23 protein-coding genes are annotated in these 23,436 nt (G+C 34.6%); 1 reads left to right on the top strand and 22 read right to left on the bottom strand.

Annotated features, from left to right (window positions below):
* Positions 1-9: 9 nt before the first annotated feature.
* The 17 genes from EKG35_RS01990 to EKG35_RS01910 all read right to left on the bottom strand — a co-directional run bounded on the left by EKG35_RS01990 (position 10) and on the right by EKG35_RS01910 (position 19,251).
* Positions 10-984: an ABC transporter permease gene (locus EKG35_RS01990; protein WP_126292640.1), complete on the bottom strand. Its 975-nt coding sequence runs from the start codon at positions 982-984 to the stop codon at positions 10-12.
* Positions 984-1,928 (bottom strand): ABC transporter permease, encoded by a 945-nt coding sequence (locus EKG35_RS01985; protein ID WP_126292639.1) that lies wholly within the window; start codon positions 1,926-1,928, stop codon positions 984-986. The genes EKG35_RS01990 and EKG35_RS01985 overlap by 1 nt, the downstream gene beginning before the upstream one ends.
* A gap of 100 nt (positions 1,929-2,028) precedes the next feature.
* Positions 2,029-3,861 carry a peptide ABC transporter substrate-binding protein gene (locus EKG35_RS01980; RefSeq protein WP_126292638.1) on the bottom strand — a complete coding sequence of 611 codons (1,833 nt, stop codon included), beginning with the start codon at positions 3,859-3,861 and terminating at the stop codon, positions 2,029-2,031.
* Between the two features lie 245 nt (positions 3,862-4,106).
* Positions 4,107-4,901 (bottom strand): M55 family metallopeptidase, encoded by a 795-nt coding sequence (locus tag EKG35_RS01975; RefSeq protein ID WP_126292637.1) that lies wholly within the window; start codon positions 4,899-4,901, stop codon positions 4,107-4,109.
* 66 nt (positions 4,902-4,967) lie between these two features.
* Positions 4,968-6,017 carry a DmpA family aminopeptidase gene (locus EKG35_RS01970; RefSeq protein ID WP_126292636.1) on the bottom strand — a complete coding sequence of 350 codons (1,050 nt, stop codon included), beginning with the start codon at positions 6,015-6,017 and terminating at the stop codon, positions 4,968-4,970.
* Between the two features lie 67 nt (positions 6,018-6,084).
* Complete coding sequence (locus EKG35_RS01965) at positions 6,085-7,179, bottom strand: ABC transporter ATP-binding protein (RefSeq protein ID WP_126292635.1); 1,095 nt, start codon at positions 7,177-7,179, stop codon at positions 6,085-6,087.
* Between the two features lie 42 nt (positions 7,180-7,221).
* The gene (gene nagB / locus EKG35_RS01960) at positions 7,222-7,965 is read right to left on the bottom strand and encodes a glucosamine-6-phosphate deaminase (RefSeq protein WP_126292634.1); all 744 of its coding nucleotides are present in this window, start codon (positions 7,963-7,965) and stop codon (positions 7,222-7,224) included.
* A 2-nt stretch (positions 7,966-7,967) separates the two neighbouring features.
* Complete coding sequence (gene nagA / locus EKG35_RS01955; RefSeq protein ID WP_246020130.1) at positions 7,968-9,140, bottom strand: N-acetylglucosamine-6-phosphate deacetylase; 1,173 nt, start codon at positions 9,138-9,140, stop codon at positions 7,968-7,970.
* Between the two features lie 87 nt (positions 9,141-9,227).
* Positions 9,228-10,145: an N-acetylmuramic acid 6-phosphate etherase gene (gene murQ / locus EKG35_RS01950; RefSeq protein ID WP_126292633.1), complete on the bottom strand. Its 918-nt coding sequence runs from the start codon at positions 10,143-10,145 to the stop codon at positions 9,228-9,230.
* A 57-nt stretch (positions 10,146-10,202) separates the two neighbouring features.
* Positions 10,203-11,195 (bottom strand): N-acetylglucosamine kinase, encoded by a 993-nt coding sequence (locus EKG35_RS01945; RefSeq protein ID WP_126292632.1) that lies wholly within the window; start codon positions 11,193-11,195, stop codon positions 10,203-10,205.
* Between the two features lie 26 nt (positions 11,196-11,221).
* Positions 11,222-12,262 carry a serine hydrolase domain-containing protein gene (locus EKG35_RS01940; protein WP_126292631.1) on the bottom strand — a complete coding sequence of 347 codons (1,041 nt, stop codon included), beginning with the start codon at positions 12,260-12,262 and terminating at the stop codon, positions 11,222-11,224.
* A 48-nt stretch (positions 12,263-12,310) separates the two neighbouring features.
* The gene (locus EKG35_RS01935; RefSeq protein ID WP_185807612.1) at positions 12,311-13,138 is read right to left on the bottom strand and encodes a carbohydrate ABC transporter permease; all 828 of its coding nucleotides are present in this window, start codon (positions 13,136-13,138) and stop codon (positions 12,311-12,313) included.
* Positions 13,139-13,154: 16 nt separating this feature from the next.
* On the bottom strand, positions 13,155-14,048 hold the full coding sequence (locus EKG35_RS01930) for a carbohydrate ABC transporter permease (RefSeq protein ID WP_126292630.1): 894 nt from the start codon (positions 14,046-14,048) through the stop codon (positions 13,155-13,157).
* Positions 14,049-14,320: 272 nt separating this feature from the next.
* Entirely contained in the window at positions 14,321-15,709 is a 1,389-nt protein-coding gene (locus EKG35_RS01925) for an ABC transporter substrate-binding protein (protein WP_126292629.1), read from the bottom strand.
* Positions 15,710-15,840: 131 nt separating this feature from the next.
* Entirely contained in the window at positions 15,841-16,689 is an 849-nt protein-coding gene (locus EKG35_RS01920) for a MurR/RpiR family transcriptional regulator (protein WP_126292628.1), read from the bottom strand.
* 542 nt (positions 16,690-17,231) lie between these two features.
* Positions 17,232-17,906, bottom strand: a complete 675-nt coding sequence (locus tag EKG35_RS01915) for a serine/threonine protein kinase (protein WP_126292627.1) — start codon at positions 17,904-17,906, stop codon at positions 17,232-17,234.
* Positions 17,907-18,612: 706 nt separating this feature from the next.
* Positions 18,613-19,251, bottom strand: coding sequence for an NAD(P)-dependent oxidoreductase (locus EKG35_RS01910; RefSeq protein ID WP_126292626.1), 639 nt, complete (start codon positions 19,249-19,251; stop codon positions 18,613-18,615).
* Positions 19,252-19,463: 212 nt separating this feature from the next.
* Between EKG35_RS01910 and EKG35_RS01905 the strand changes: the two genes are divergently transcribed.
* On the top strand, positions 19,464-19,898 hold the full coding sequence (locus EKG35_RS01905; RefSeq protein WP_126292728.1) for an Rrf2 family transcriptional regulator: 435 nt from the start codon (positions 19,464-19,466) through the stop codon (positions 19,896-19,898).
* A 254-nt stretch (positions 19,899-20,152) separates the two neighbouring features.
* On the opposite strand, the gene EKG35_RS01900 is transcribed toward EKG35_RS01905, so the two are convergent.
* The 5 genes from EKG35_RS01900 to EKG35_RS01880 all read right to left on the bottom strand — a co-directional run bounded on the left by EKG35_RS01900 (position 20,153) and on the right by EKG35_RS01880 (position 22,768).
* A complete protein-coding gene (locus EKG35_RS01900) occupies positions 20,153-20,617 on the bottom strand; it encodes a hypothetical protein (RefSeq protein ID WP_126292625.1) in 465 nt (154 codons plus the stop codon).
* 65 nt (positions 20,618-20,682) lie between these two features.
* A complete protein-coding gene (locus EKG35_RS01895; RefSeq protein WP_126292624.1) occupies positions 20,683-21,255 on the bottom strand; it encodes a TetR/AcrR family transcriptional regulator in 573 nt (190 codons plus the stop codon).
* Positions 21,256-21,454: 199 nt separating this feature from the next.
* Positions 21,455-21,685 (bottom strand): hypothetical protein, encoded by a 231-nt coding sequence (locus EKG35_RS01890; RefSeq protein ID WP_126292623.1) that lies wholly within the window; start codon positions 21,683-21,685, stop codon positions 21,455-21,457.
* Between the two features lie 289 nt (positions 21,686-21,974).
* On the bottom strand, positions 21,975-22,172 hold the full coding sequence (locus EKG35_RS01885; RefSeq protein WP_126292622.1) for a hypothetical protein: 198 nt from the start codon (positions 22,170-22,172) through the stop codon (positions 21,975-21,977).
* Between the two features lie 59 nt (positions 22,173-22,231).
* Entirely contained in the window at positions 22,232-22,768 is a 537-nt protein-coding gene (locus tag EKG35_RS01880) for a hypothetical protein (RefSeq protein WP_185807611.1), read from the bottom strand.
* Between the last annotated feature and the right edge of the window lie 668 nt (positions 22,769-23,436).

The following is a 23,436-nucleotide window of genomic DNA, read 5'->3' as shown; positions in this document are numbered from 1 at the left end:
TATCTCCCCTTACACATGATTTTTCGGATCTGCAGCGTCTGCAAATGCGTTCCCAATAATATAGAATGCAATGGTAATAACACTTAATACAACACTTGGAAAAATTAATTGATAACGTAAATCCGGGGACATCATTAATACACGGCCTTCATTTACTAGGTTACCTAAAGATGGTTCACTAATAGGCAACCCTAAACCGATATATGTTAAAAAAACTTCTGAGCCAATCGCAAATGGAATTGCTAAACTCATACGCAGCATAATGATGGAAATTAAATATGGTAATAGATTTTTTAAGATAATTCTGCTGCTTGGTGTACCTAAGCATTTGGATGCTAAATTGTATTCACGATCCCGTAAAATGACAACTTGATTTCGAATAAACCTTGCCATTTCCACCCAACCAGTAATACACATTGCAATGATGATAGTCGATATACTTGGTCGTAAAATATAGGACATCAAAATTAAGACAATTGTCGTTGGGATATTTTCGACGATGTTATAAACTTGTGTAATCGGTGCTTCAAGCTTACGGGAGAATCCCCATATTGCACCAATTGTAATTCCTACAATTACTTCCACTAATGCCACGATAAAGCCAATCAGAAGGGAGGTTCTTGTTCCCGCCCATATACGGGACCACAAATCTTGTCCAATTGAATTTGTGCCAAACCAGAACTCAGCATTTGGTGCAATGTTTCGCGCCTGCGAACCAGTTTGTTCATCAATATAAATCTCGGTTGGCGATTTTTGATAGGGTAAGTATGGTTGGATAATCACAAAGGTGATGATACTAAGAACGACTATTAATAAAAAAACAGCAAAACGATTTTCCAAAAATGACTTCCAGGTTGAACGCCAATAAGAATAATTAGAGTAGCCAGTTTGTTCTGCTTTCTTTTCATCTACAATTGCAAAATCAAATAGATTTTCACTAGCCCTATTTGAAATATTTGAAATTTCCTCTGAGTACAATCCCATTAACGCACACTCTCCCCTTTTCCTAATTTAATTCGAGGATCTACAAGTGCCATCGCTAAATCTCCTAAAAACAATCCGATGATTCCCAAAGAGGAGAAAATCAAAACTAGCCCTTGTACGACGGCATTATCTTGACGCTGAATAGCATCAACAAGCAACCCACCCATACCTGGGATTGAATATAAAGATTCGATATATATTGAACCCATAATTGTAAATAAAATGGTTGCAGGTAAGTACTGCGCCAAAGGAATAAAAGCATTGCGCATAACATGTTTGAACATCAATGTTCGTTCTTTCACACCTTTTGCACGTGCTAGTTTAATGTAGTCTTTGTTTAACTCATCCACCATATAGCGGCGCATCCACATAGCATAGGAAGCGGTTGGAGCCAATGCCATTGAAGTTAACGGTAATAACCAACTGATAGGATTATATTCGTCAAAGAGCATCGGTAAATTGAAAATTTCTGTTATATACATTTGAATAAAAATATAGTAAACGGCCGCAGGGACAGCAACAACAAATACGATGTAGCCAGTTCCCAATCGATCTAGCCAACGCCCTTTCATTTGAGCCATTAAAATACCAAGTGGCACTCCTACAATTAGTGACAGGGCAACTGCACCTAACCCAAAAAACAATGAGTACATTATTTTTTCAGATATAATTGTTGTAACAGGTACATCCGTCCGATATGTTACAGAAGTTCCTAAATCCCCTTGCAACAAACTCGCATAAAAATTTCCAAGCTGAACGATTAGCGGATCACGAAGTCCTAAGTTCGTTAAGTAAATTTCTTGTTGTTCCGGTGACATTTTTTCAGCAGCAGCTCCTAAATACCCTTCTTCAGGCATTAAGCGTAATAATGCGAAAACAATCGTAACGATAATAAATAGTGTTACGATTGACTGTAACAATCGTTTTCCTATATACCACAACATCCATTTACCCTCCCTACTATCAATTAAGATAAACAGAATGAAGGAGATGCGAAAGCTGGTCTCGGCCATCCCCTTCTAATTAATTTATTTTTCCTTCCTCTTATTTACCTGCTTTTGCTAATGCTTCGGCACGCTCTTTTTCCCATTGAGCTAACGCTTCTTTAAACTCTTCATTGCTCATTGGTTCTGCTAATACTTTTTGACCTTTAAATTTCTCTAAAGTTACGCCAAATGGTGAATATTGTGCCTCAAATGGATTTAATTTGGATGCAATATAGCCAGTGCCACCTACCGCATACGGAATGACAAATGCCTCCTCAATTAAGAAACTTTCTGCTTCTGCAAACAGTTCATAGCGTTTTGCTATATCCATTTCCGCTTTCGCTGCATCTACCATGTTTTGGTATTTAGATTTTCCATTTGCTTCTGTGTACCCTTCAGCAAGTTCTGGCTTGTTGTATGTTCCCCCTTCAGTAAATGGATCTGTATAGGATGATGGGTCAGCATAGTCTGGTCCCCAGTTAACTTCCATTAATGAATACTTTCCTGGATGACGCACTTCAGATAAAAAACCAGTAGATGGGCCTGGTTCTACAATAACGTCAATATAATCTGCCCCTAAGAGATTCTCAAGTTGCTGTTCCACAACTTGTGTACGGTTTGCCCAGTCTGGCATACTAGAGTTGTATGGCATTACCACCTTAACCGGGAAAGTAGCTTTCCCTTCAAGTTCTGTTAATGCTTTCTCTTTGTACTCTAATGCTAAATCTGCATTAAATGAATCTGTATTCGAGATATCCGCCAATGGAGCAAGTTGTGTATAATCCACACCTTCTACATCGACAAAGTTTTTCGGTGTGATTGTGTTATTCAACAAACTTTCTGGATTGAATGGTTCAGTTGTTAACATTGCGGATTTACGATCAAGTGCATGGAACAATGATTTGCGGAAGTTCTTGTTGTTGACAGCGATTTTCCAATTTTCCGGTTCATATTCTGCATCGTATTGTGGGTTAAAGTTTAATGCATAAAAATACGTGTAGAAGTTATTTTGAATTTGACGAAGCTTTGTTTTTTTCTCTTCATCATTAAACCATTCCTCAACTACCGATGTTGGAATGTCTGCTGAATCGATTTCTCCCCGTAAAAACAATTCTGGTGCTACAGTTAAAGCCTCTTTGTTGTATTTAAAGCGGAGTCGATCAATGAACACATTGTCTTTATCCCAATATGATTCATTTTTTACAAGTACACGTTCATTTTGAGGTTCAAATTTTTCTAAAATGTAAGCTCCGTTATAGAGAGTTGTTTCCCTAGTTGTACCAAACGTTTCACCTTTGTCAGCTAAAAAGTCTCCGTTTACCGGGAAGAAACAGACATAATTCAACATCGAAAGGAAATAAGGTGTCGGATTTTCTAATGTGTATTCTAATGTATATTTATCGAGTGCCTTGACGCCTACTTGAGAGAAATCTGTAATTTCACCATTGTAGAAAGCATTACCGTTTTTCACAACTGTTGCAATCCACGCGGTAGATGACTCATTTTTTGCATCTAACACATAATTTAGTCCATCTACAAAATCTTGAGCGACAACCTCTGCATACTCTTCCCCTTCATGATTCACCCATTTAACTCCCTCACGAATTTTGAAAGTCCAAACTGTGCTATCTTCATTTGCTGACCATTCTACTGCTAAGCTTGGCTGCACAATTCCGTACTTATCGTATTCAATTAACCCATCAATTAGGTTCGCAGACATCGCAAACTCATTCGCTTCAGCAGTTTTTAAGTAATTTAATGTTTTTATCTCGCCAGCATAAACTTTGCGGAATTCTGAGATTTCACCTGAAGACTCATCATCTTTGTTGCTACATGCTGCTAAAAATGATGCAAAGATAACAGCTAGTAACAATAAGCAAATCCTTTTCATTTAACCCCTCCTCACTTTTATTGTCTTTTTATAATGAAAATCCAATTCTAGCCCCATCTGATATTCGATATTCCATGAAGTAGACGACCAGCAATTAGATTTTTCATACAAGCATAAGAATATCTAGATATTCATTTATCTTAATATTCAGAATTCATTACAGAGATTTTAGCGGCGTTTAAAAAGCTGTAGTGATATTTCTTCTTGTTCAGCTATTTTTATTAAATGAATAATAAAATATTGTCCTACGTTAAAAACTGTAAAACACGTAATACTTCGTAAAAATCATCTGTTATAAACTCTACTGTATTGTGTGGCTTAAAAGTTGCACCTGGGTAAAATGAGTTTCTGTAAGCCCGTGTATGATCTCGGTAAATAATTTCCACGATAAATTTTTCTGGCAAATTAACATGGAGTAAATCTCTATCTACTTTCATCGCTTTTTCTACAAGGTTTCTCGTTTCTTCAATTGTCAGCCTCGGACTGACGTTTATTGTTGCGCTTCCAATTCCTTCTTTTGTTGCAAAGGTGATGATGTTTTCATTTACACTTTTTATTTCCTCTGTTAAACCCACATCACCACTTACAAATGCAACTGGTACACCATGCAATGCAGCTGCATACGTATTGATTAAAAATTCACTAACATATTCACCGTTAATTTTCACATCAGCATTTACAACGAGTGTGTGTGCTAATGGATTTCGATGACTTCCACCTTTACTGTGATAGCCAATAAATATCGCTCGATCAAAACTAGCATCAAGACCTGCTACCATACACATTGGTTCACCTGTCCACCCGCGAATCACCTTACAATTTAGAGGTAAATTTGAAATATCAAGATTTCGTGCAGAATCATGCGCATCCTTTAATACTATTTCTGTTGCCCCACCGGCGATTGCTCCTTCGATGGCAGCCTCCACTTCCTTCGTCATTTGTTTTAAAAATGGTTGGATATCCTGTGTATTTAATTCCGTTTCAATCCATGCAGTCGTACCTGTAATCCCCTCTAGGTCCGCACTAATATATACTTTCATAATACTCGTTCCTCCTTTATTTGATGATTATCATTAATGCTTTATTGCAGTACCATTAATACCTTCTTAAAACTGATAAGCATGAACAATATTTCCGTTACGACCCACAGTAGTTTCAGCCTGAGAAAGAGAATTAATGATTGCTTCCTCTGTTGCCTCTGCCGCCGCTGTAAATAGTGCGTTTATAACTGGATGATCCTCACGCAGTTGTGTACGAGTTTCTAATAACGCGTTAGTTGAGTGCTGAATTTTATTTTCAGTAGAAAAGCCAATGACAATATCCCCACTGCCGTGTGAAAAATGACTGCCTGTTCTACCTAACCCAATGCCGCATCTCTTAATGACACGTAAAAGCTGGCGACTACTAAGGGGGGCATCTGTTGCAAGCACAATGATAATTGACCCGTCTGTTGGAGATATTGTTGATAGAATTTGGCGACTTGAAGAAACATAGTTATCAATCAAAAACTCTCCGCTACTTCCAAAATTGCTTAGAACCATACATCCTACCGTATAGGACATATCCTCTCCCTCTACGTCAACTATTCGCGAAGAGGATCCGATTCCTCCTTTATATCCAAAGCAAATCATCCCTTTACCCGCACCAACAGCTCCTTCTTCAGCAATCGTTTCAGAAGCTTTTTGAATTGCTTCTATTGCATGATATGGAGTTACTGGGCAAGCTCTAATTGAGTTTAGATAACTATCATTGCACTCACCTACGACAATATTAATCGTCCCTGTATGTATACCGATATCTTCATTCCTATCCAGCATATATTGAAGTGTTCCTTGTGTAACAGCAGGGACCGCAAAAGTGTTAGTAAGCATAATAGGCGATTCAATTAAACCTAATTCATTTACTTGCAATAGCCCGGTTGTCTTCCCAAAACCGTTTAACACATAGCTTGCTGCAGTTACCTTTTGTTGAAATAAATTTCCACCATGAGGTAAAATCGCCGTTACACCTGTACAGGCATATTCACCTTTTTGATCTAATGGATAGTCGAGGGTGACATGCCCTACTTTCACTCCAGCAATATCGGTAATACAATTGTTAGTTCCAACAGGCATCTTGCCGATTTTCACTCCTAATTGTCGTATTTTCTTCCCCATCTACTCGCTCCTTTTCTGCTTTTATATGAAGGCTGCTTGTAATATTGAAGAGGCTTAAGTTAAATGCCTATTTTATAACCTCTTCTGTTTCAGTATCAAAAAAGTGTGCTTTCTCCATATTAATTACAAAACTAACAGTTGCCCCATTAGATATCTCTGTATTTGCTTTTACTCGTGCTATAAATTCTTGTTCTTTTATTTTGGAATAGAGGCATGTTTCTGCTCCTAATAATTCAGCAACTTCTACGATTGCTTGTATTTTAGAACTATTCTTCACAACATTATCAGCTTCCTCTTGTATATCTTCTGGACGAAATCCCAAAATTACTTCTTTCTTTGAATAGCCTTTGTCTTGAAGCAATTTTCTTTTTTCTACAGGCACTTCTATTTGGATATCATCTACAAAGAAATGGTTATCCTCAAATCGACCGTGCAGGAAATTCATCGGAGGCGATCCAATAAAACTGCCTACAAATACATTGTTTGGATGGTCATAAACTTCTTTCGGCGTTCCAATTTGCTGTATTTTCCCTCCTTTCATTACGACAATTCGTGTGGCCATCGTCATCGCTTCTGTTTGGTCGTGTGTAACATAAATCGTTGTTGTTTGTAATTGTTGATGCAATTTTAAAATTTCTGTACGCATTTGCACACGTAATTTTGCATCCAAATTTGATAACGGTTCATCCATTAAAAACACTTTTGCTTCCCGTACAATCGCACGTCCTAATGCCACCCTTTGACGTTGTCCACCTGACAATGCTTTTGGTTTTCTTTTCAAATATTCCTCTAACCCAAGAATTTTTGCCGTTTTTTTCACCCGTTGATCGATTTCTTTTTTACTAAACTTTCGTAATCTCAAACCAAATGCGATATTATCATAAACATTCATATGCGGATAAAGGGCATAGTTCTGAAAAACCATTGCAATATCACGATCCTTTGGTGGTACATTGTTCACCTTCATTCCATCGATGTACAACTCCCCACTTGAAATTTCCTCTAACCCTGCAATCATTCGTAGAGTAGTAGATTTCCCGCAGCCAGAAGGACCAACAAAAACTATAAATTCTTTATCCTGTATATGCAGATTAAAATCTTCAACCGCTAATACATCTTTGCCATACTTTTTTTGAATATTTTCAAGACGTAATTCTGCCATTCTATCATTCCTCTCATACTAGTGTTTAACTCACTATAAAAACTAGTGCCTATTTTCTTTGCACAAATTGGGTAGTGCAGCACGATCAGCGATTATTGTCACATTTTGATGTCTTTTCAATATTGACGCTGGAAATTGTTCACTAATTTCCTCGTTTATTAACCTTGCTAATGCCAACTCCTTCTTTTTCCCTGAAACTAGCAATAGTATTTCTTTACTCTCCATTATGTTTGCAATTCCCATTGTGATTGCTTTTTTTGGGACATCTTGAATATCTCGAAAGAACTTTGAATTTGTTTTTCGTGTAATTTGATCTAAATTAACAACATGTGTCCTAATTTTAAAAGAAGTGCCTGGTTCATTAAATCCAATATGTCCGTTTACGCCTAAACCAAGGACTTGGATATCAATATTCCCTGCACGTCGAATTTTTTCATCATATTGTTGGCACTCTTGAATATAGCTCGTTGCCATTCCATCTGGTAAATGAATATTCTTCTTAGGAATATCAATATGGTCAAAAAATTTTTTCTTCATATAATGGTGATAGCTATTTGGATGATCTTGATGTAAATTAAGATACTCATCTAAATTAAAGGTTACTATATTCTGAAAGGATATTTTACCTTCTTTATATGCTTGAATCATACAACGATATAACCCTTCAGGAGTAGAACCGGTTGCTAATCCAAGTACGAGATGCTTCTTATCCTTTACTTTACCCAAAATAATATTACATGCAGTTTGACTCATCTCTTCATAATCTGTAACTTTTATGATTTTCATCATCATTTTCCCTTGTAAGAAATTTGACCGCGACAGATTGTGTACTTGATTGTAAAATTTGAATCAATAATTACTATATCAGCATCCCTCCCATTTTCGATAACCCCTTTCCTATCATCAATACCAAGCTGCTTTGCTATATTTGTAGAAGTCATTTTTATAATATCTTGAATAGTTACGTTTTCTAATCTAAGCATCTGTAAAGCAGCATCTTGCATTTTTAAAATACTGCCTGCTAATGTTCCATCTTTTAAAACAGCCTTATCTTTAATCACTTTTACTAGCTGACCTCCTAACTCATAGTCACCTGGTCCAAGCGACTTTGCCCTCATCGCATCCGATACTAGAATAATTCTTTCACTGCCGATATTGTCATAAACGATTTGCAGCATTTCTTGCGAAACATGTATTCCATCCGCAATTAGTTCTGACCTTAATGGGGTTAATTGAAAAGCAGCTCCGACAGCACCAATATCCCGATGATGAATTCCATTCATTGCATTACACAGATGAGTTAGTTGTCGAACTCCACGCTCAACTGCCGTTTTTATTTGATGAAAACTTGCATCAGTATGTCCTGCTGAAACATTTATACCCGCATTAAATAAATAACGGATAAATTCTCCCTTTTCATCTAGTTCAGGTGCTAAAGTAATTGTTTTAATTTTATAGTTTGCAAGCTCTTGCCACTTTTTAAATAGTTCAATACTTGGCAATTCGATATATTTCTTTGGTTGTGCACCAGCTTTTTTTTCATTTACAAATGGACCTTCCAGATGCACTCCAATCATTTCTGCCTGCTTCGGTTTATTTTTGTATTGTGCTGCATTTACTAATGCTTTTTCGATATTTTTATGTGACTGGGTAATCGTTGTAGCAAGAAAACTCGTTACCCCTTCCTGAGGTAAATATTGCGCAATTGTATCAAGTGCCTCTTCTGTAGCATCCATCACATCAAAACCGCGCGCTCCATGGATATGTCCATCAATAAAACCAGGAATAATATAAAGATTAGTGGCATCAACAACAGTTAAATTTTCAATGTTTATAACATCATCCAAAATAATTTTTGTAATTTTTCCTTCTGCTATTAAAATAGAAGCTTTTTTTAAAATACTATTTTCTAAATAAACAGTTCCGTTTTTAATTAGAATATGGTCCATTTGTTGTGTCATTAATTATTACCCTTTCTTTATGAGGATTTACCCATACAATTCTCTAAGTTTTTTGTAAAGTAAGAAGGTTCTTCTATCATTCTTCAATCATTCAATGGTCTTATTGTTTAACAAATAAGTTATCGTTTGCCCTACATTTCCATTGCAAATTTGTAGAGCAGATTGTGATTGTTGATAGCTGGAATTGGTTTTCATCATAACGATTGCAGGTTTTACTTCGTAGTTTGTTTCCTCTAATACGTTTTCCGCTTTTTCATAGGAAATGTGGGTAGTCTCCATAAGGATATTTTTCGCTCTTTCCTTTAGCTTGAAATTATTGGCATTAACATCGACCATAAGATTTTCGTATACTTTCCCTAGTTTCACCATTGTTGCTGTACTTATCATATTTAAAATCAATTTATGAGCAGTTGCTGCTTTCATTCTTGTCGAACCCGTTAATACTTCAGGACCTACTACAACCTCAATCCCCTCATCTGTATATTGATTAATGAGTGAGTTGGTATTGCTTGAAAGTCCTACAGTAAATGCACCAATTTTTTTAGCATATTTAATACCACCAATAGGATAAGGAGTTCTACCACTAGCAGTTATCCCAATGACCACATCATTTTTCGTTAGATTTCTTGAAATTAAATCGATCTCTCCCTGATTCTCGTCATCCTCTGCATTTTCAACCGCTTGAAAAAAGGCTTTATTCCCACCTGCCATAATCGTTTGTACCATTTCTGGAGAAGTCATAAATGTTGGAGGACATTCAGAAGCATCCATCATGCCAATTCTGCCACTCGTACCGGATCCAATATAAAAAAGTCTTCCTCCATTTGTTAACGACTCCACTGTTTTCTCAATAACCCTTTTTACTACTGGCAATACTTCTTCAACAGCAAAGGCAACTGATTTGTCTTCATTGTTTATTGTTTGTAAAATTTCCATTATAGTCATCTGATCTAACATTGTACTAGCAGGATTTCTACTCTCTGTCGTCAGTTTTGATAGTTCCATACATAAAACTCCTTTACTTAAGAATGCGTCTTAAGCACCTCTTCAAACTGCATCCTTTTATTGATGATTTAACTTATTCCAAGAAAAGTTAATATTCTTTTTGAACTTGTCGTCAATTAATAGACCAGATTCTTTAATCGCTAATAAATACGCACCAAGTACTGCTGGTAATTCTGGTTGAGCGATTTCGACATCTCCAATAACTGGTTTTAAATTTTTCAGAAATAAATTTTTAAAATACGCATCTGAAAAAAGTCCACCATGTAATACAAGCATTAATTTTTTGTATGCAGAATGGTGGTAAGCCACCTTCACCATTTGAACTAGCTCGAAAACAGCATCCTGCAAAATCTCTATTGCAACCGGATCCTCTTTTTTCGCAGCCTCCAATACAAGTTGGGAGATTCTTGCCACTTCTGGCACATAATTTTCATCTGAATACAGCTTTAGGAGTTCTGGCACCTGTTGTACTTTAAAATGATCTAATACTAGATTTGTTAAAACTGTTTTTTGGCCTCTGCAGTCGTATGCTTTCAGAACTGCTCTCAATGCTCTCTGCCCAATGTAAAATCCACTTCCTTCATCTCCGAGCAAGTAGCCCCACCCTCCGACACGCATTCTTTCATTTGTTTCATTGCAAATTACATAAACAATTGAACCTGTGCCTGCTATTAATAGAATCCCAGATTGTCCCCATGTACCCGAAGCTAAAGCAGCTTCTGCATCATTTCTAATCTTTATTTTCTCTTCATATAGAGTATCTTTAAAAAATTCTGTAATCACTTTTTGATCATTCTCTCTGTCAGCACCAGCTAAGCAAAGTTGAATCGATTCAATCTGATGAATTGTGGATTTGGACTCCTCTATTACTTTGTTAATTAATTGAGTTAGAGTATGAAAAACATTTTGAGGTGAAATGGAGTGTATATTGCTAGATGTGCCTAAGGCAAATGATAAAATCTGTCCCTGTTCATCTCCTATTACACAACTTGTTTTTGACCCTCCCCCATCTATACCAATCCATCTTTTCTCTGTTTTTTTAAGTTCCATAATCGCTCCCTCTTTATTTTGAAAGTTCACGTCGTTTCCAGTGCTATTAAGTTATGAACAATTCTTCTCAGTCGACTAATATCTGTTTTCCGACCAAAATGTACACGATTTGTAAGTAGAATTACTGCATAATGCCTTTCCTTAGAAAACCAAATTGATGTTCCAGTAAAGCCTGTATGACCAAAACCATTTTGCAAAAATTGCCCTGAAAATGAAGGGGTATCATACAACTGCCAACCTAACCCTCTATTTAAATTTAAATTTTTTGTAAATGATTCCGAACTTAACGCAATGGATTGTGATGAAAGAATCCTACTTTCCTTATGAACGCCATCGTTTAAAATCATTCTTGCAAATAAAGATAGATCCTCTAGATTGGAAAATAAACCGGCATGTCCACTTATACCACCAAAATAGTGGGCATTTTCGTCATGAACCTTTCCCCATTGAAAGTCGTTTAAGGATTCAATAAATTCAGTTGCTGCAATGTGATTTAATTCATCTTTCGGAGGATTAAAATATGTTTTTTTCATTCCTAATGGTTCATAAATGAACTTAGTTGTATATTCGGCTAAGGACATTCCTGTAACCTTTTCCACAAGACTGCCAAGAAGCATAAAATTCAAATCACTATAAATTACCTGTTTCCCTGTTTTTTTCTTATCTTTAACTTTTGATATAAAAGATACCGTTTTATTTTTTGAGATGTCCTTTTGATAGAATTTAATCTCAGGCTGAAAACCACTCGTATGTGTTAATAAATGCTTTATTGTAAGTTCCCCATGATATTTCTCAAATTGTGGAAAATAGTATGCAAAAGAATCGTCTAAATCTAGCTCGCCTTTATCCAACAGTTGCAGAATAGAAGGCAGCGTAGCAATCACCTTTGTTAGAGAGGCTAAGTCGAAAACTGTTTCCTTAGTCATGGGGATCTTTTTTGAGTAATGAGCATATCCGAAGGCTTGTTGGTAGATTGTTGTTTCTGCTGTTGTAACGCCAATGACCACGCCAGGTATATGTTCTTCTTGTACTTCTTTTTTTAAAAATTCCGAAACTTTCTGAAACATTACATTCCCCTTCCAAACGTAACAATTATCTAATATTCTATTTCGCTATTACTTAATCGCACCTTCTGTCATTCCTTTGACAATATGGCGTTGGAATATAGAATAGAATATAATTACTGGAATTACCGCTATACAAAGACCTGCAAACAGTACACCCCAAGCACTTTCATATTGTGCATTTGTTTTTAATAAATCCATTGCGACACCCAAAGTATTTTTACTATCTTCCTGCAATAAAATTAAAGCCATAAAATACTCATTCCAGAAGGATATGGCGTTTAAAATCGAAGCTGTTATAATACCTGATTTTACTAACGGAGTTACAATTTTAAAAAGAATACCGTAAGGAGTCATACCATCAATAGCTGCTGCTTCTTCCAATTCTTTTGGTACATTTCCCATAAAACTAATTAAAATGAAAATAGTGAATGGAATATGGGATACAGCATAAATTAAAGACAATGCCCATAAATTATCCAGCATGTTAAATTTTAATAGTAAAAAGAATAAAGGAATCCATCCTAAAACTGAAGGAATCATCATTGAGGCTAAATAAGTGTTCAGTAAGATTTCGCTTCCTTTAAAACGCAATCTTTCAAGTGCATATGCTGTTGGGATGGAAAAGGCTAAGCATAACAATGTTCCTAAAAGGGTAACAAACAAACTATTTGCAAAGGCACTTCCAATGCTGTAATCCGACCAAGCAGAGACAAAATTGTGGAAGTTTAGCTTTTGGGGTAAAGCCCATGGTGAAGCAAAAATTTCTGCATTCGTTTTAAATGCACCAATAAACATCCATATTAGAGGGAAAACGACGATAAAAGACCAAATCAATAATGGAATTCTTACAGCTAATCTAGATAAAGCCCTAATCATATTTATGACCTCCCTCCTAATACTCAACTTTTTCCTTTTTCAATATGAATTGCAAAATGATTACAGTTAAAAGTGATATAACTAGAATTAATACGCCAATCGCAGCCCCATAACCAAATTTAAAATCTTCAAATGCCCTTTGATATAAATAAGATCCTAAAACTTCTGTTGCAATTCCAGGTCCTCCACCAGTCATAACTTGAACAAGAACAAAGGATCCATTTAAAGAAGTAATAACAATATAGATAATTGACGTTTTGATTTGCGGCCAAATTAACGGAACCGTTATCTTCCAAAACTGCTGCCATTCGCTAGCTCCATCAATTTCCGCGGCCTCATATAAGCTCTTTGAAATACTCGTAATGCCGCCCATTAACAATAGCATAAATAGTCCTATCCCTGCCCAAATTGCAGGTATCGCAATACTTGGCAATGCCCATGTCATATCCCCTAACCATGGTTTTGCCCATTGTTCTAGACCAATTGCTTTTAATAAGCTATTTACAATTCCAATATTCGGATCATAAATAAATTGCCATAATATCCCTATTACTACGACAGACATTATATTCGGAAAAAAGAACACAATTCGATAAAACGGTGCCTCTTTAATACGAAGCTGTGTTAATGCTACAGCGAAAAAAAGTGATAAAATCATTATTCCAAAAACCTTTACGAATACGAAAAAGTAATCGTTTAATATCGCTTTTGGAATTACAGAATCATTTAATAGCTGCTTATAATTGTCTAATCCAATAAATTCTTTTACAGAGCTAGTACCTGACCAATCAAAGAAAGAAAAATAAAGCCCCCCTAGCATCGGGTAGACAGTAAATATACAGAACACTATAAAGGTTGGGAGTAAACAAAAAGACAAAAAGAGATATTTTTGTTTTTTTGATTGAACCACACCCATCACCTCTTTCTATTAAATTATGTAGAGATTGATAAAAATCTGCTCCCTTTCCACAGGCGTGGCCTGAGCCTCCTCAGGCCTACACGATGTTAGTCACAAAGCCGTTGCCACAAGGTTGTGGTGTTAATATGCTTCGTTCACTTTTAACACCCGTGAGCCTGTGGGGTATCAGCCGCACGCTTTTCCTGTAGAGTCCTGCAGATTTTTATCATCTTTCAACATTAATTGCTACTTTTCTTAGTTTCTAGTAGCACTATTTAAAAAGATTAACTTCCCCGTAATTCTTTTGCTTTATTTGTCATTCTTTGAACAAATTCTTCTGCATCAATTCTGCCCATTAAAATCTCGACAATTTGTAATTTGATTTCATTAGTTATTTCAACATTTATTTCCTGTTCTTTAGCATCTACCGGAGTATTTCTTTCGTAAATTTGAATTGCTCCAGGGTTATTAATCATCTCATTAATTCCTTTTAAAAATGAAGGAACGTTATTATTTGCAGAGAGATCAATATTTTTTAAGTTCATAATAGCGCCAGTTGATTCAGCAAATGCTTGAGCATATTTTTCTGTAAAGATAAATTCAAGGAAGGCTTTTGCCGCTTCAGGATTATCTGCTTCTTGTGCAATTGCAACAGGACGAATATCTGGGATTAATGCCATTGGATTTCCAGAATCATTCATTGGTGTTGGTACAAATGAATATTCAAATCCTTCAGGTGTATCGTTAATCATTTCATTTGGCAGCCAGAAGCCAACTGGAATGTAGGCATTTTTATGCAGCAAGAAATTCATTTGTGATTGTGTATGACTGTATGCTGCAAAACCTTCATCTACTAAACCTTCATCTACAATTTTTTCAACTTTCTTCATAACCTCTAACGCTTCTTCGCTTTCCCATGCCTCAACAACGCCATTTGATAAATTATTTAGAAGCTCTTCACCACCTGCAGCAGCAAAGGCAGGATATAGGACGCCTCGTTGGAAGTATTGAGCATATTGACCAGTCGTAATAAATGGTGCAATACCAGCCTCTTCTTTTATAGTTTTCATGGATTCTATCCAACTATCAAAGTCGGTTGGTGCTTCCCAGCCTTGTTCTTCAAACCAGTTACCGTCATACCAAACGCCCCAAGTATCAAACACAAGAGGTAAACTATAAATTTTCCCGCCATCTAATTCCTCAGCTGGCGAAATAAAGCTATCTAATAATGGCGTTCCATTTTCCATAGTGATGCCTTTAGCCCATTCACTAATATCCATTAGTTGCCCTTCACTAATCATTTGTGTTTCACTAGAGCCATTTCCATCAATGTAAACTACATCAGGTGGATCATTCGAAATCCATCTTGTGTTCATTTCTGTATTAATATCTGGACCAGCATGTTCAATAACTTCTACATCAGGATAAGCTTTTTTGAAATCTTCGATGACTGTTTTCCACCATTCATCTCCATATCCACCTACGAAATATTGTATTTCTAATTGTCCTGAAATTTCGCCAGAGCCTGCTTCTTCCGTTCCTTCATCTGTAGTTTCTGGTTGTTCTGTTTCAGTATCCTCTGAGGTTGTATCATTAGTACATGCAGCTAGAACAAAGAGAAGAAGTGCAGCGAGCAAAAATAACCAGCTTTTTTTGTAAACCGAATTCTTCAATTTCAACACCTCTTTTTCAATTTATGTAAACCTGTTATTCACTACAAAATAGAATAATAGTTTTGTAGTGATTAATGGTTAATACCAATTAAACAAACTTAAACGTTTTGGCTTACAATATTAATATTTTGTTATTTTGAAAACCTTGTTATTACTTCTCTAGTTTTCTCTAGATAATTTACTGATTCATCAAAATGTATAGAGGCTATTCCTGTATATAAAATATCGATTAGGGTAAGTTGTGAAATTCTAGAGGCGGTTGCAGCACTTCGTATTGTATTTTCTGTTGAGGTTACAAATAGAGTGAATGTTGAAGTTTTTTGTAATGTGTTATTACTATAACTAGTTAGTGAAATTATTTTCGTATTATTTTCCTTCGCTATACTTACTGAATTAAGTATTTCTTTTGTTTCTCCTGAATATGAAATTGCAAAAAGTACATCTTCTTTATTTAAGTTCGTTACTGATACTAATTGTGAATGGCTATCTGTTAATGCTTCACACCATTTATTAATGCGTTTTAATTTTTGTTCAAAATCCAGTGCAACAATCGCTGAAGCACCTACGCCAATAATGATTATTTTCCTTGCAGTATTTAATGCATGAATTACTTTTTTTAAATCTTCTTCATCATTGACTGCAGTAATATTTTTAATGGAATAAATATTATTAGAGACAATTTGTTGAATTGTTTCAGAAAGACTTGTTTCAGCAGAAATTTCTTGGTAGTTATGCTCAATCGGTTTATTTTGCGGAATTGCAGCAGCAATACTTAGCTTTAAATCCCTGTATCCCTTAAACTGAAGAGCTTTGCACATACGTATAATGGTTGCCTCGCTTGTATTCGTTGCTTTAGATAATTGTGCAATCGGCATATGCAAAACGTCTTTTGGGTTGTTCAAAATATAATCTGATACTTTCTTTTCTGATGGTTTTAATATTGGAATACCTTGTCTAATACGTTCCAACCCATTGTCCATCCTAAATCACCTAACTCTTCATGTAGTTAAACTACAGAAAAATATAAATATATTTGTAGCTTAATTACATTCTAATGATTTGTAATTTTTGCGTCAACTCTTTTTTCTCAAATTTCAGAAAATTAAATTTTATATTTCACTTTTCAATAATAGCGTTATTTGTAGCTTTAAAATGAGGTTTGATTAAAAATGTCTTGTAAACTACATTTTATGATAAATAAAAACAACCCACTTTGAAAAAAGATTGTTCAAAATGGGTTATTTTTAGCAATTTAGGTTTTATAAATAGGTTCGATTATTTTTACTTCTGTTTCTCCACAATAGCACTCAATTGTGGAGTCTCATCTTTTCCGTTACTTTAAAATCCTCGTTATATACTAACTTCTTTGGTTAAATAAACTATAAATTTCGCTGTCAAATATGGTTATCATATGAAAATAGACGCATTTCTTAGAGAAATACGCCCAAGATCTTAGCTCAACAAAGCCCCGCATTCAATAATCAAAATTCTTGAACAAATGTTTTGAATAGAGCAAGTTCACCTATTTTTTATATAAAAGTTTTAAAATATTTTTTGTGAACTCTTCATATGAAGATGAATTATCCACCCGATTGTTATACCACTTTCGAATCGTTTCTACTAGCCAAAAAGGAACGGAATTTCCATCTATTAAGTGATAGTATTGCTCATAACCTTTTTTTAGATGCTCCCATCGAAAATCATTACCTGACATTGTGTATTCAGAGACATCTATTATTTTTGCTCTTCCATTTTGCAGTATAATATTCTTCAAATGAATATCACGTGGGTTAAGTCCCTTATTCCGAACATATTCTCTTGCAACCTCCACATCTTTTACAACCTGTTCCGGAATGTGAATACCTTGTAAAATACAGTCAAAGAGTGTTTTCCCTTTCTCGTAACTTAAAACTAGGTATTCGTCGTATGAAGCAAAACATGTTGGAAAAAAAGGTGAATCCCCTAAAATTTGATAAACATTAGCTTCAACCTTTACTTTGTTTATTTTGTCCTTGGCATATAATTTAAATGCATAAGCTGGGGCAGAAAGTGATTGAAAAACGGCGGCATCTGTACCGATACCTATGCATTTTATATCATCAGCGTCACCATTTATGGTAACTGGCTCGTTATTTGGATTTGAATAAACTTTAATTTTGGAAAGAGAATCAATAGCTTTGATCCAGTCGCTTTCCATATAACCCCTCCCTTCTTTAATGTTGTAGAAAACTATGTGTTCCAATTTACTCAAATAGTGGTCCTATATAGCCCTTAACAAAAATTAAATCATATTCAGATACTTCACTACAAAATTATTAGTTTATAAGTTGATTGTTTAACTAAGCTGTCCCGTTAGTTTAAGTGTAATCCTTTACAATCCTGATTGCATTATATAAAATAGTGTTTACTTTACTCCGCAATATGGCCCTATTTATAAAGAAAGACGCTCTCTTTATTTTTCAGAAAAGCGTCCTTCAATGGAATAACTAAAATATGGCTCCATTTATAATTACTTATTCTTAATTAACCCTCTCTGGTCAATCATTTACAGTATCAATCGCAATGTGAGCTGCTTTTTGTTTTAGGAAGTTCAAATTACTCCTGTTGATATTTTACGAAAAGCAAATGTATTATAGAATAACCTCATTAGCTAATTCAAGGCAAAAGATATAACAAGATGCTTATTCATCTTTTTGTCGCGTGTTAGAGTTTTACCTCTCGGAACAACCGGTCAAACATATGCAATACAAAACGTGTTGGTAAATTGAATCCTCTTGTAATTTTGGCATCCCATTTTTCTCTAACTTTCCCCGATAGATATTTAATCCAACACCATAACGAGAAAGCAAAATGCCACTAGCGTAAACACTAATGGCACTTAATTATTTTCCAATTGTAAATACTTATTCTGCTTCCCCGACAACTGTAAAACGTTCATTTATATGTTGAGGATTTTCAATTTCATCCACTACTGCAATAGCATAGTCTGCATAGCTGATATAACTTTCACCTTTTGAATTAACCAAAAGATGGTCTTTGCCAGACTTATATGAACCAGTTCTTTTTCCTTCCGCATCGAACATAGCAGAAGGACTAATGAACGTCCATGTAATATTAGAAGTTTCCCGCAATTCTTGTAAATTACGTCCTTGTCCTTTTGCTGTTGGGATAAATATATCTGGGAAATCAGGTGTTTCCATTACTGTAACTGTTTTGTTTTCGTCTACATAAAGACTTCCAGCTCCGCCTACAATAATTGCTCTTGTATTAGTTCCTTTTAGCGTCTCAATTAATGCATGCCCAGCATCAACATGTGCTTGCTCTTCACCAAGAGGCGCACCAAATGCGTTAACAACTACGTCAAACTCTTTCACATCATTGGATGTAAGATCAAATATAGTTTTCTCAATAATCGCAACGTTTTTATCATCAAGTTTTGAAGCATCTCTTACAATAGCCGTCACTTCATGTCCACGACTAACAGCTTCTTTCAAAATAAGACTTCCCGCTTTACCACTTGCTCCAATAATTGCAATTTTCATTTTAAAATCCTCCTATTCAGTTGTAACCTATTCGATTACCTGTAATCATATTAATTACATTTAATATACATGTCAACACTTTTATTATTCTTTTCAATTCCATATTACTTTATTCGCTCATTCATTATTAATTCGGCTTGAATTATACTTGTAATAAAATGAATTACAGGTGTATTATTATGTTACATCTATGTATGATGAAAGGTGATAAAATGTCAATTAGTAGTCGATTTTCTGTAGGTATTCATATATTAGCTCTTATTGAGATAAATAAAAGTGGAATAAGTACTTCAGAGTTTTTAGCAGGAAGTGTAAATACAAATCCTGCTGTGATCAGGAAAATTATGGGCATGCTTAAAACGGCAGGATTGGTAAACGTCCGACCAGGTGTTGCAGGCGCTGAACTCGCAAAAGAATTATCTGAAATTACACTGTTTGATGTATATAAGGCAGTGAATGTTGTACAGGAAAGAGAGTTATTTACTGTCCATGATAATCCAAATCCTGAATGTCCTGTAGGTAGAAACATTCAGAATGCAATTGAACCATTATTTACATCGGCTCAATTAGCAATGGAGAAGGTTTTAAAAAGTCTTACTCTAGAAGATGTTGTGAAGGATATTGCTACTAAAGAAAATATCAGTTAAAAGACATTCGAAATGAATGTCTTTTTTGTCTATTATTCAACTAGAACTACGCATTCTTTTAACTACATAATTTTATTATCTTAATTAAAAATTTTTAGAAGACATCAATTTTCCTTTAAAGAAATTGCACCACAATATGGCCCTTTATTAAAAACACTTTCCTTATTCAAGGAAAGCGCCGATTGTTCAGTAAACAGATTACCCCTAAAGAAAGTTTATGATTTACTACTTCTTCTTTCTTATTAGAAAGAACTTCATATTTGAAGTGGTATAATCAATAATATTATTGCTAATAAAAGAATAACTTTAGATAACAACTCTACTAGTTGATGCCCTTTATTTTGCTCTGAACTATTAATAGCAGAATTTCCATACTCCAAAAGCCTTTTCTTTAATGATTTATCTAAAGTGATTTTTAAAAATAACAAAAATAAAATTATAGTTTCTAAGACTAGCTCCCAATAAGAGTATTTAATTCTGATTATAATTCTAAGAATGTCCAAAGCCAGCATAATGGCTGTAGCTACAAATGCCACTATGTTATACCGATTCCATACATTAATGGAAATCCCCTCAATTAAGTTAACAAACGCTAGTTTATCTTTCTGTTTTAAATTTTGTAACAATAGTGGACGAACACATACCGCCATAATAATCCCTCCACCCACAATAAGAGCCAGTAAAAACCGTTCAACAGACATAAGTATTACTTCAAACATGTTATTCCCCCTTCTTTCGATAAATTGAAAGCAAGTGCATACTTGCATTTTAATAAAAAAATTAACTAGAGTGTTAACCCTCTAGCCAAAACCCTGACAGTATTCTTTAAAAATTCTTCCTCAGTTAAATCAGTAATCTTGTTATCGTGTTGTGATCGAGACATAAAAAAACTAAAATTCATCCATATTAATGCCAATGCTTGAGCTTCAACATTTGTCTCAATTAATTTCCCTGCTTCTCTCATTGAATTAAAATATTCAATTAAATTTTCTTTCAATTGCCGAGGAATATCTGTAATATGTTGTTGAAGTTCAGAAAGTAAGGCCGCTTCTTTTAAACTAATCATAATTAAATCACGGTTTTCGTATAAAAGTTGTTGATACAATTTTGAAAACATCAATAAGTCTTTTTCTAAATCCCATTCAACATTTTCCTTTATGGCCTTTGAAAGAGAAGGAACGTAAGATACTTTTTCAAAAGCAGCTTTTACAATACCCATCTTATTATTAAAATGGCGAAACAATGTTATTTCATTGACACCTGCTTTCTGTGCAATTGCACGTGTAGTTGCTCCTTTAAATCCTTTTTCCATTATTAATTCTATAGTTGCTTGTAAAATTCTTTCACGAGTATCCATGATTAACTCCTCATTATATTATGTATGCAAGTGGATACTTGCATATTAGAGTAAATTCTAATTTGTGTCAAGTTAAAGTGAACAATCTGCCCTTTTCATGAAAAAAAGCACAATTCTTGCTGTAAATTGCGCCCGATTGCTGATGATGTTAATTACATTTCCTTATTGGACTATAGATCCTATTATTTTAATTAAGTAATTATATTGGAACATTAGATGGATTTTCATTTTGTTTCTTTTTCTTATTTATTTTTTTCGTTATACTTCCTACACATCCAACAATAAACATTAGGATTGCAATTATTTCAAGAGGCACGAATACAAACAGAAATCCTATTCCTGCAAATCCATCTTGTGTAATGTCTCTATAAATGAATGAACCAGCAACAGTGAATATAGGCGTAAAATTATCGCTAAGAACACGCCCCATATCATAAAATTAATTGTCCAAGAACGTTTAAAAGTAAGAATGAAAGCCATTATAAAAAAAGTTATAAGCACTGAGGATAAAGTGGTTATAATCAGACCACGCTCCTTTAATTTTCTGTCTTTTTAAAAATTTTGTTCAACTAAACAGCCCCGTTGCTTAAGTAAATTATAAGAGGGCTACAAAATAAAAAGTACACCACTAATATATGTGATGTACATTATCTTTAATTTTATAAAGTAGACGGATTCTTTTTATAGTTTATTAATTAATCTAAAACCTAATGCTTTTCCTATTCCGAAATACGTCTTTTTTTTCTTAAATACGCCTTTTTAATTAACCGCTCTAATTCTTTCTCATATTGCTTAAGTTCACTAAGACTTTCACTTTGTAAAATAGCCAGTTCAAGTAGTCTTAGTTTTTCTCTATCGTTGTTTGAAAGATATTTTGAAGGCTTAAATGTTGGTTTTTCTTTTTCTAAAACTGTCATTTAAACATCTCCCCTTCCTATAACTTCATTTTAACCTAAAAACACAAAATTTTTCATCTTTAATTCATTATTTTTTCTTTTTTATCATCTGGTTGTTCCCTAGGTTTTAAATTATTCGCTTTTAGTTCACCATTTTCTGTTTGCTCTTCTGATTGTTCACTAGATTTTGTTTCACCATCATCTGGTTGTTCATCACATTTTAAATCATTGGCTTTTGGTTCACATTCTCTTTTTAATACATCGTTTGAAAAGTCATCTTCAGCATCGATTTCTCTCAATAAAGATTCTTCTTCCTCATTATCAATATCCGGCGTAGGTACCTCACCCTGATTCAAATTACGTACAGTTTGAATTAACTTACTTTTTTCTTTACCAAACATCCTCTTTTCTTCTAGTGACTCAACCAATGCATTTCTTTTCAAATAAGTAACTCCACTTAATCCAGCCACGAAACCAAGTACAAGTACCTGCCCGATATTTCCACTAGGATTTAAAAGATTGACAGCAAGAAATCCAGCTAAACCACCTAACCAAACGTGTAAGGATTTGCTACCATCTAGTTTTTTTGGATCGAAAGATTCACCATCTCTCTTCATAATAGCATATGAGGCCAACCCCCAATAGTACCTGCAATAAATGGGAAAATTAACTGAATAAAGATATTAAAGTTTTCTTCCCTAAAGCACCAAATTATATATTCACCAATTACATCCACTCACTCGACCATCCTTCTTTTTATTAAAAACTATTTAAAATATAATTATGTCAATAGAACTTTTTCAACCTATTATTCTTTTAATTATTGCGAAATATACCAATTATAATTTTTATTAACTTTTAAATCTATCAGTAACTCCCCCTATAATTCTCAAGTATCCTCCCAGTTATGTTAAGTGCATCCCTTTACGCCTCTATTTTAACATAAATATCCAATTTGATTACAGAGTATTATTCAAGATTATAGCCCTTTTCATGAAGAAAAAGCACAATTCTTGCTGCAAAAAGAGCCAAGTCCAACTTATTTCAGCATTTCGATTTACTGTAAGCTTGTTCCTTAATAATAAAAGGTATTTGAATATCTTCTTTTTTATTATTAATAGCTACTTGTTCAACTAATTTTGCGTGAGGAGCTGTAAAAATAATGGCTCTATAATATTTGTTGGGGTTTGAAAAAATTTCATAAATAAAAAAGCACGTAATCACCGATTTCTATATACTTGAATTGTCGAGAAACAAGCAATGAAAGGTGATACGTGCAAATGAA

It is taken from the genome of Lysinibacillus telephonicus, from assembly GCF_003966145.1.
In the GTDB taxonomy this organism is placed as follows: Bacteria; Bacillota; Bacilli; order Bacillales_A; family Planococcaceae; genus Ureibacillus; species Ureibacillus telephonicus.
Note: the sequence above shows the minus strand (reverse complement) of the source record. Positions and strands in the feature narration are given on the sequence as shown.

Coding starts and splice junctions, on each gene's coding strand:
- EKG35_RS01895 (WP_126292624.1), bottom strand. CDS start 21,255: ATGGATACTCGTGAAAGAATTTTACAAGCAACTATAGAATTAATAATG.
- EKG35_RS01910 (WP_126292626.1), bottom strand. CDS start 19,251: ATGAAAATTGCAATTATTGGAGCAAGTGGTAAAGCGGGAAGTCTTATT.
- nagA (WP_246020130.1), bottom strand. CDS start 9,140: ATGACACAACAAATGGACCATATTCTAATTAAAAACGGAACTGTTTAT.
- EKG35_RS01970 (WP_126292636.1), bottom strand. CDS start 6,017: ATGGGGAAGAAAATACGACAATTAGGAGTGAAAATCGGCAAGATGCCT.
- EKG35_RS01900 (WP_126292625.1), bottom strand. CDS start 20,617: ATGTTTGAAGTAATACTTATGTCTGTTGAACGGTTTTTACTGGCTCTT.
- EKG35_RS01945 (WP_126292632.1), bottom strand. CDS start 11,195: ATGGAACTTAAAAAAACAGAGAAAAGATGGATTGGTATAGATGGGGGA.
- EKG35_RS01975 (WP_126292637.1), bottom strand. CDS start 4,901: ATGAAAGTATATATTAGTGCGGACCTAGAGGGGATTACAGGTACGACT.
- murQ (WP_126292633.1), bottom strand. CDS start 10,145: ATGGAACTATCAAAACTGACGACAGAGAGTAGAAATCCTGCTAGTACA.
- EKG35_RS01920 (WP_126292628.1), bottom strand. CDS start 16,689: ATGGACAATGGGTTGGAACGTATTAGACAAGGTATTCCAATATTAAAA.
- EKG35_RS01915 (WP_126292627.1), bottom strand. CDS start 17,906: ATGGAAAGCGACTGGATCAAAGCTATTGATTCTCTTTCCAAAATTAAA.
- EKG35_RS01985 (WP_126292639.1), bottom strand. CDS start 1,928: ATGTTGTGGTATATAGGAAAACGATTGTTACAGTCAATCGTAACACTA.
- EKG35_RS01990 (WP_126292640.1), bottom strand. CDS start 984: ATGGGATTGTACTCAGAGGAAATTTCAAATATTTCAAATAGGGCTAGT.
- EKG35_RS01885 (WP_126292622.1), bottom strand. CDS start 22,172: ATGACAGTTTTAGAAAAAGAAAAACCAACATTTAAGCCTTCAAAATAT.
- EKG35_RS01935 (WP_185807612.1), bottom strand. CDS start 13,138: ATGATTAGGGCTTTATCTAGATTAGCTGTAAGAATTCCATTATTGATT.
- EKG35_RS01940 (WP_126292631.1), bottom strand. CDS start 12,262: ATGTTTCAGAAAGTTTCGGAATTTTTAAAAAAAGAAGTACAAGAAGAA.
- EKG35_RS01905 (WP_126292728.1), top strand. CDS start 19,464: ATGTCAATTAGTAGTCGATTTTCTGTAGGTATTCATATATTAGCTCTT.
- EKG35_RS01890 (WP_126292623.1), bottom strand. CDS start 21,685: ATGGGGCGTGTTCTTAGCGATAATTTTACGCCTATATTCACTGTTGCT.
- nagB (WP_126292634.1), bottom strand. CDS start 7,965: ATGAAAATCATAAAAGTTACAGATTATGAAGAGATGAGTCAAACTGCA.
- EKG35_RS01980 (WP_126292638.1), bottom strand. CDS start 3,861: ATGAAAAGGATTTGCTTATTGTTACTAGCTGTTATCTTTGCATCATTT.
- EKG35_RS01965 (WP_126292635.1), bottom strand. CDS start 7,179: ATGGCAGAATTACGTCTTGAAAATATTCAAAAAAAGTATGGCAAAGAT.
- EKG35_RS01880 (WP_185807611.1), bottom strand. CDS start 22,768: ATGAAGAGAGATGGTGAATCTTTCGATCCAAAAAAACTAGATGGTAGC.